This window comes from candidate division WOR-1 bacterium RIFOXYB2_FULL_36_35 (assembly GCA_001771505.1).
GTDB lineage: Bacteria > Margulisbacteria > WOR-1 > XYC2-FULL-46-14 > XYC2-FULL-37-10 > XYB2-FULL-36-35.
In genome coordinates, this window is sequence record MEUA01000026.1 from 49,009 (window position 1) to 55,732 (window position 6,724).

The following is a 6,724-nucleotide window of genomic DNA, read 5'->3' on the forward strand; positions in this document are numbered from 1 at the left end:
GTGACTGTTCGCGAGCAACCGCCCAAAAACAAGACTAGGATTATTAGAAAACAGACTACAGACTTCCTGCTATTGACTATGGCCTGTCTCTTGTCCATTGTTTGCAGTTTGTTAATATCTTTGAGGTGACTCATTGCTTGTTTCCTCTTTTAATGCTTTTTCAAAACTGTCAAAGTAAAAACCTCTTCCTTCGGTATATCCAAAAGGTTCATTGGGAAGCGCTTTAAGCGTAAACATTATAGCGTATTCTTTCTTGTAATCCGAATAAGTATATTTTACTTCCCAGCAGTGGAGGTCTTTTATTATCATCAAATCTCTGAGCATAAAATATTTTGATAAATTATCATAAACAAAGCCCAATCTGAAGTTCCAGTGATTTTGCCAGTTGTTTTCATCTTGTGTTTCTAAATTTATCAGGCAACTCCCTTGTTTAAAACCTCCGATGTTTAAGTCGTTGACGGATGAGAATTCAACCGATAATTTATCTTTAAGATTTAATGTCGCAGTTGAGATAAGCTCCAGATATTTTTGGGTTTCAATGTTAAACCCTGAACGCCAGTTTAAATTTAGCGGTTCTATTGGCTTTAGATTTAAATTTGTGTCGTAATTAAAATATTTTTGTGTTTCGTAATTGTATCCGCATTCATTTTTCCATTCAAATTTGTCTAAATGATAAAAAGTTAAAATGTCTTTAAGATCATTATATTTTGTTGATGCCTTATCGAAGAAAAACGGAGAATTTCCGTCTGATATCCCGCGCCTGTAATTGGTTTCATTTTTTAAAAAATCAAAACCTTGAGAATTTAAACCATATGATTCTCTGAAAGAATTTAAAGCGTCCCCCGGCTCGTATAAGAATTGATCGAGGCCGGCATTGATATTAAATGTTGTTGACCCTAGTATTATAAGCTTATTGGCGTTAAATGATGTTTTATACCTGGTTGTAGTGTAATCGCGGTTTATTTGGAGGCTTGGAACATAAGCTATTTCATGGAATCGCCCGTAATTGACGGAGGTTGAAAGATTAAACAGGTTAAGGTCTACGGGATTAAAATTTATTATAAGTTCAGGTTGAGATTCCACATATGTATCATTATTGTCTTTAGCATATAAATTACGGTCCAAGTCCATATGCCAGTTTTCTATGTATTGAATATTGTAAAAATCTTCGATGTGCGATATTTCAACCTTTGGAGTTAAAAGTTCATTTCCGTATTCACCCGCGTTTTTAATGAAATTCTGGTAATCGGCATTAAGGGTTAATCTGGTTTTGTCTCCAAAAATATTTTGCTGATGAAAAAGCTTTTCAGCAATATTTATATTTCTTGGGGCTGTTTTATTTTGGTTCATATTTAAAGCATACGAACTGCTTAGAGTCTCTTTTGCATAATTTGTCTGAAAATTAAGAATCTCCTGGTTTGCCTGGCGGTAATCGTAGACATTTAATAAAGAATTTAAGGTTTTATCGCTTTTATGGTTAAGTGCGATACTGTATGTTGATTGGTTGAGCCTTCCTGTAGGGATTTGATATATTGTGGTTGATGAATGGTTAAGGCCTATCTTTGTTGAAGGAGAAAGTTGAATGGCATGTTCGAACTTTATTACATAATCAGATAAATGGGTGTCTGCTTCTTCTATATGATAAACATAAATATCTCCGTTGTAGTTCTCTTTTTTGTATTCGTAGGTAAATCCCTGCCCAAAACTTTTTTTCTCCATCTCGTCTAGAAAGATTTGACCATCCGGATATCCCCATGATGTTTTAATGAAATTTCCTTCGACTTCATTATGACCGAAAGACCAATTTCTCCTTCTCTTTTGTTTAAGATCGTATATCATATACGGACTCCAGAAAACGGGGATATCCTTTACATAAAAAGTTACATTGTGGCCTATAATTCTGTCGTTAGGATAGTATTCTATTTTTTGTGCGGCTGTAAAATAATGGGGATCTTTATAATTACATGTTGTGACTGTCCCTTCTTCTCCAACCATGTCGGCCTTGTTGTCATCTATGTAATCAGCCGATAAAAAAAGCGGACCCTTTATATTCTCAGGGTAGACTGTTGTTTTAAAGTTATTATATGATGCATTATCATCATCAATTGAGTATGTGACAGATGATGATAATGCGTTATAGTCAGCCCCTTTCATTTTTACATTTCCTTCGGCAGTTACAATATTTGTTTTTGAGTCTAGAATAAGTTTGTCAGCGAAGATTACAACCTCTTTAAACTTTACTTCGACAGAGCCTAAGGCTTCTATAATACTTGAGTTTTCTATATATTTTAATTTATCCGATTTTATTTTGACGGGTATTTTTTCTTCAGCTTGGCATAGGGAGAAGAGTGTTAAAAAAAACATTATGATGATAAAGAACCTTTTCACGATTAAAATTATATCAATAGTGCAGGTTAAAATCACTTGAAATTTTCGGGTGTATTTTGAGAGAAAACTATAGAGTGTGAGTGGGTTGTTTTAAATCATTAAGGAGTTGATAGCTGTGTCATATTTGTTAGCAAGAAATTCGAATATGTTGAAAGGCTATGAGGTAACAAGGCAGAGAGTAATAAAACCTTTGGTATCAGATGCGGATAAAAAGTTTGTGAGAAAGAGTATAGATGATGGGCTTTCATTATTTCTTCCTGTTTCTTACGTAGTTCCAAGTATAAAATTAGCGCATCAAGAAGTTCTCATGGGTCTTGAGGCAGAGATTTTGCTTCCTCTATTAAAAGATACAGTAGCGGGTTTATATGGCAAAGCAAAAGGGGTAGGGGCAAAGGAATTGTTGGGGGCGGTTCTTAAAATTATCGATCCGTTAAAAGAGGTAACTGCCGCGGCGGAGGCGAGGGCTAAGCGAGTGCAGGCGGATAAACTGTCTAAACCAGTAGGCCATTATGAAGATTCAGAAGAACTAAAAACATATTTTCAGGCTATGACTCTTATGATGAAAGCGACTTTTAATGTTGATTTGCATCCTCAATATTCGCAGTCTCTTAATGCTTATAAATTTGATTTTGATGTAACGGGTGAATTAGTTTCATTATTGAGACAAAATCGTGAGCTTTATGAAAACTGGAAAGATATCTATTATTTTTATTATGTTTTTACAGGCGAACCTGATCTTCCGACACTTGTTGATTTGGTAGACAGCAGTGAGTCTGTTTCTAAAGAGTCGGTTCGAAGAATAGCAAAGGATATGGGGCTTCCTAAAATAAATCAGGAGATGGGGCTTGGAGTTCAGGGGATGGGGGAGCGATTTACTGTTATAGGAAAGACGATGGATGATCTAAAAAGAACTTTAACAGAAGCTGAAGGGATGGATATTGATGAGGTTTATAATAGAGTAAAAATGCATACCACAATTCATGGGCATTCAAAAAGACTTACTGGCCGAGAGGTGGTAGTCAACGGATTGTTAGATAGGATATCAGATAGTAAAAACAGGAAGACTTATGCTGACAGGATGCTTTATGGTGTTATGCAAATTTTAAAAGATAGGCCCAGGGCTCTTTGGGGGATGAGAGGATTAAACCATGTTGCGGTTTCTGTGACTCATCTTAGAGAGTTTACTGTTTTAGGGTCTAAAGTCCCAGAATTTATGCCTTTATTTATGAGCGAAACTCAGGGTCTCCCTTCTATTTATATAGAGAGTGCGCCAGTTGATTTATTCCAAGGATTAATAGATACGGAAAAAATGATTAGCGACCTATATACTACTTTTACGGATAAATATAGACAAAAATATGGCATTAGTGATTATTGTTTATCTTACCAAGATAGAAGAGAAGAGATGGCTACGGTTTTTAACGTTGCTGTAAGTGAAGACAATCACTTTAAAAATGGAACAAAAGAATTTCATGCTTGCTTATCTTTATTTGAAAGACTAAAACGAGATCCAAATGTGACAGTTAATGTTTTTACTTATCACTCATCTTTAGGAGATACAAGTTATCTACAATGGGGAACTGTTATGGCGGAGACTAAGGTTGTGTTGCATAGGAAGTTTGGCTCTGAGATAAAAGTTCTTGCTCCTGAAATTCTATTTGCTGAAAATTGGGGAGATAAATTTATTCCTGAAACAAGGGCTCCTTTGGCTAATTCTGAATGGAGACGATTTTTTTGGAGAGATGACAGGTTGCTTGAAATAAAAAATAGTCTTCTCTTGGGAGATTCGGACGGTCGAGGCTTTATCAAATTTAACGGGGAACGATAAAGAAGAAAAAAAATAAGAGTATAGATATGTTTAACAAAAAAGTTATATCATTTACTTTGCAAGACTTGCCAAAAAAAAAAGTAACAGCTGAAATATTATTTCAAAAGCTTTTGGCTTTAAAAGATTCCTTGGCTACTGATGAAATGGAAGCTTTTATAAAAATGGCCAAAGATTTTGGTTTCCCTATTGTTGCAAGCCGGTTTCCAGCTGTTGTAAAAGATGGCAGATTTGAGAACTTGTTATGGAGTCTTGTTGAACAAGAGCGGGATCTTTTAAGGAGGGGGTATGATGCTGCTCTCTTTGCTGCGCAGGTTGTTTCCCCTGGCGGAAAAAAGGTGTCTCCTCCTGCAGAAAGGGCGCTTACCCGTGAAGAGAAGCTTGCGATCCTGGAGAGGGCCCAGCTTCAAAATCGTATTTCATATGGGGATGTTTGTGGTGGGGGCCATCATAGTTGGCCGGAATATATAAAAAGAGTAGGCTTTTTTACAGGAAAAATTGTTCGTGATGGGGAAATATGGACACCTGACGGGCTTTTTAGAAAAGAGATGTTTAGCGAGGAAGATTATTCCATCCTTTTGGATCTTAATCTTTTTGACGATAAAGGTTCGGTCAATATGACAAAACTGGGAGAATATGCCAGAAACTTTGAAGATTTTAAATTGGATGTAAGGCTCGGAATATTGAGCCGATCCGGTGCGGGCGCCGCATATGCCAAGGCTATGGAAACGCGGATGCAAGGGTTGAATGGCGCTTTAATGAAAATAGTCCTTTGCAGGTTTTTGGATAAACCGTTGTGGCTCAATCATTGTGATATGACATCGGCATATAATGCTTTTAGTAATACTTTTTTAACCAATTCTGTATATCGTGATAAATTTGATCAAGAGAGTGTTAGAAATATGGTTTACCCATTTTATCTTGCTTATGAATCGTATTATGCCAGACCTAATCCGATTGATTTTGAATGCGTTTATAAGAGCAATCAACTTAGAAAATTCTTTGAAAGCTTAAGACACATGTCCGGCAGATCTTTTACTAGAATCAATACTTTTGATGCTAAAGTTTTTAGCGAGCGTGAAAGATTATGTCTTAATCTTGCTGATCGGATTGATAGCAATAGAGAAAATAATTCTATAAATATATATAGTTTTACTGGGAGATATGAAGACTTTGAAAAGAGCATTCTTTTTGTCTCTGGTTCGTTAAATGGCGCAAACCCGCCTGATTTTGTCAGGTTGTTGTATAACAAAGTTATGAAAATAATGGCTTGTGAGGTTTTAGGGATTCCTCTTTACTTAAGTTATGAGGATATGCAATACAGGCGGGAAGAGATTGATGTGTATAAAAAAGAATTTGGCGAAGATTATTTCCAGAAGTTTGTTTCTTCTGTAACATCTGATATGTGGGATGTAGTTGTCTGTTAAAAAAGCGGGAGACGGGACTCGAACCCGCGACCTCCAGCTTGGAAGGCTAGAGCTCTACCAACTGAGCTACTCCCGCGCGTTTAGCAAATAACTAATAGCCTATGGCTTATAACTAAGCAATACAATATAATTATATCATACATATAGTAGAAAATAGCTTTCTTGAAAATGCTTGATAATTACGATAAAATCTTATTATAAGCTTAGTTTTATGAGCTATGAGCCATTAGCTATAAACTATATTGCGCCACTAGCTCAATTGGCAGAGCAGGACACTCTTAATGTCAAGGTTGAAGGTTCGATTCCTTCGTGGCGCACATTGGTTTCAGCCTTCAACTATCCATCTCTCTTTAGCTTTAAACCAGTCGCCCGGGTTATTTAAATATTCAAGAGTCTCGTCCAGAATTGCATAATGTTCTTTTTCTTCTTGAGCCAGAGCTGTGTAAAATTTCTTGGCAGTTTCATCATCTGTGCTATTTGCTATTTTTGTATAGAGCTTATAGCTGTCAGTTTCTAGTCCTTCTGCTATTTTATAGGCTTCATTTATATTTTTATCTGTTTCAAATTTTTTCTCAAGATTGTTTTTTAGTTTTTCTATAATAGGTTTTATAAGACTTTTTTTGCTTGGAGCAACTCCAACATTTTTCAGCCAATCACTCCTTAGTATTTTTTCACCTGTTAAGTTTTTGTAGAACTCTTTAATCTTTTCTATATGTATCAATTCTCTTTCAGCCAGGCTTTGTAGCGTTGATCCAGCAAGTGGATTTCCGGTTTTCTCTGCGGTTTTTATATAAAAATCATATCCTTTTTCTTCTAATTGAATTGATAGTTTTACATCTTCTATTATATTTTTCATTTTTTCCTCCTATGATTTTGCGCAATTATTATAAAATATTATACCACTATTGAATAAATAATTGTTATAAGCATGCACATTTCCCCTACCTGCTTTGCGAAGTTTGCCCTCAACCCATCCATCCTGTCTTTTGACTTCTACATATAATGAGGAAATGTAAAGTTTGTAACATATCCTGACTTTCTCTTTTATGTATCACAGACAACAGCCCTCACCCAACATTCAGAC

4 protein-coding genes and 2 tRNA genes are annotated in these 6,724 nt (G+C 35.8%); 3 read left to right on the top strand and 3 right to left on the bottom strand.

Annotated elements, in window-relative coordinates:
- Nucleotides 1-111: 111 nt before the first annotated feature.
- On the bottom strand, nt 112-2,364 hold the full coding sequence (locus tag A2290_09300; protein ID OGC15086.1) for a hypothetical protein: 2,253 nt from the start codon (nt 2,362-2,364) through the stop codon (nt 112-114).
- A gap of 139 nt (nt 2,365-2,503) precedes the next feature.
- Between A2290_09300 and A2290_09305 the strand changes: the two genes are divergently transcribed.
- Nucleotides 2,504-4,216 carry a hypothetical protein gene (locus A2290_09305; GenBank protein ID OGC15087.1) on the top strand — a complete coding sequence of 571 codons (1,713 nt, stop codon included), beginning with the start codon at nt 2,504-2,506 and terminating at the stop codon, nt 4,214-4,216.
- A gap of 26 nt (nt 4,217-4,242) precedes the next feature.
- Nucleotides 4,243-5,640: a hypothetical protein gene (locus A2290_09310; protein ID OGC15088.1), complete on the top strand. Its 1,398-nt coding sequence runs from the start codon at nt 4,243-4,245 to the stop codon at nt 5,638-5,640.
- Nucleotides 5,641-5,643: 3 nt separating this feature from the next.
- On the opposite strand, the gene A2290_09315 is transcribed toward A2290_09310, so the two are convergent.
- Nucleotides 5,644-5,716 (bottom strand) — tRNA-Gly (locus A2290_09315).
- 168 nt (nt 5,717-5,884) lie between these two features.
- On the opposite strand from A2290_09315, the gene A2290_09320 reads away from it, so the two are divergent.
- A tRNA-Lys gene (locus A2290_09320) sits at nt 5,885-5,957 on the top strand.
- An 8-nt stretch (nt 5,958-5,965) separates the two neighbouring features.
- Here the strand turns inward: A2290_09320 and A2290_09325 are convergent.
- Nucleotides 5,966-6,496, bottom strand: a complete 531-nt coding sequence (locus tag A2290_09325) for a hypothetical protein (GenBank protein OGC15089.1) — start codon at nt 6,494-6,496, stop codon at nt 5,966-5,968.
- Nucleotides 6,497-6,724: the final 228 nt, after the last annotated feature.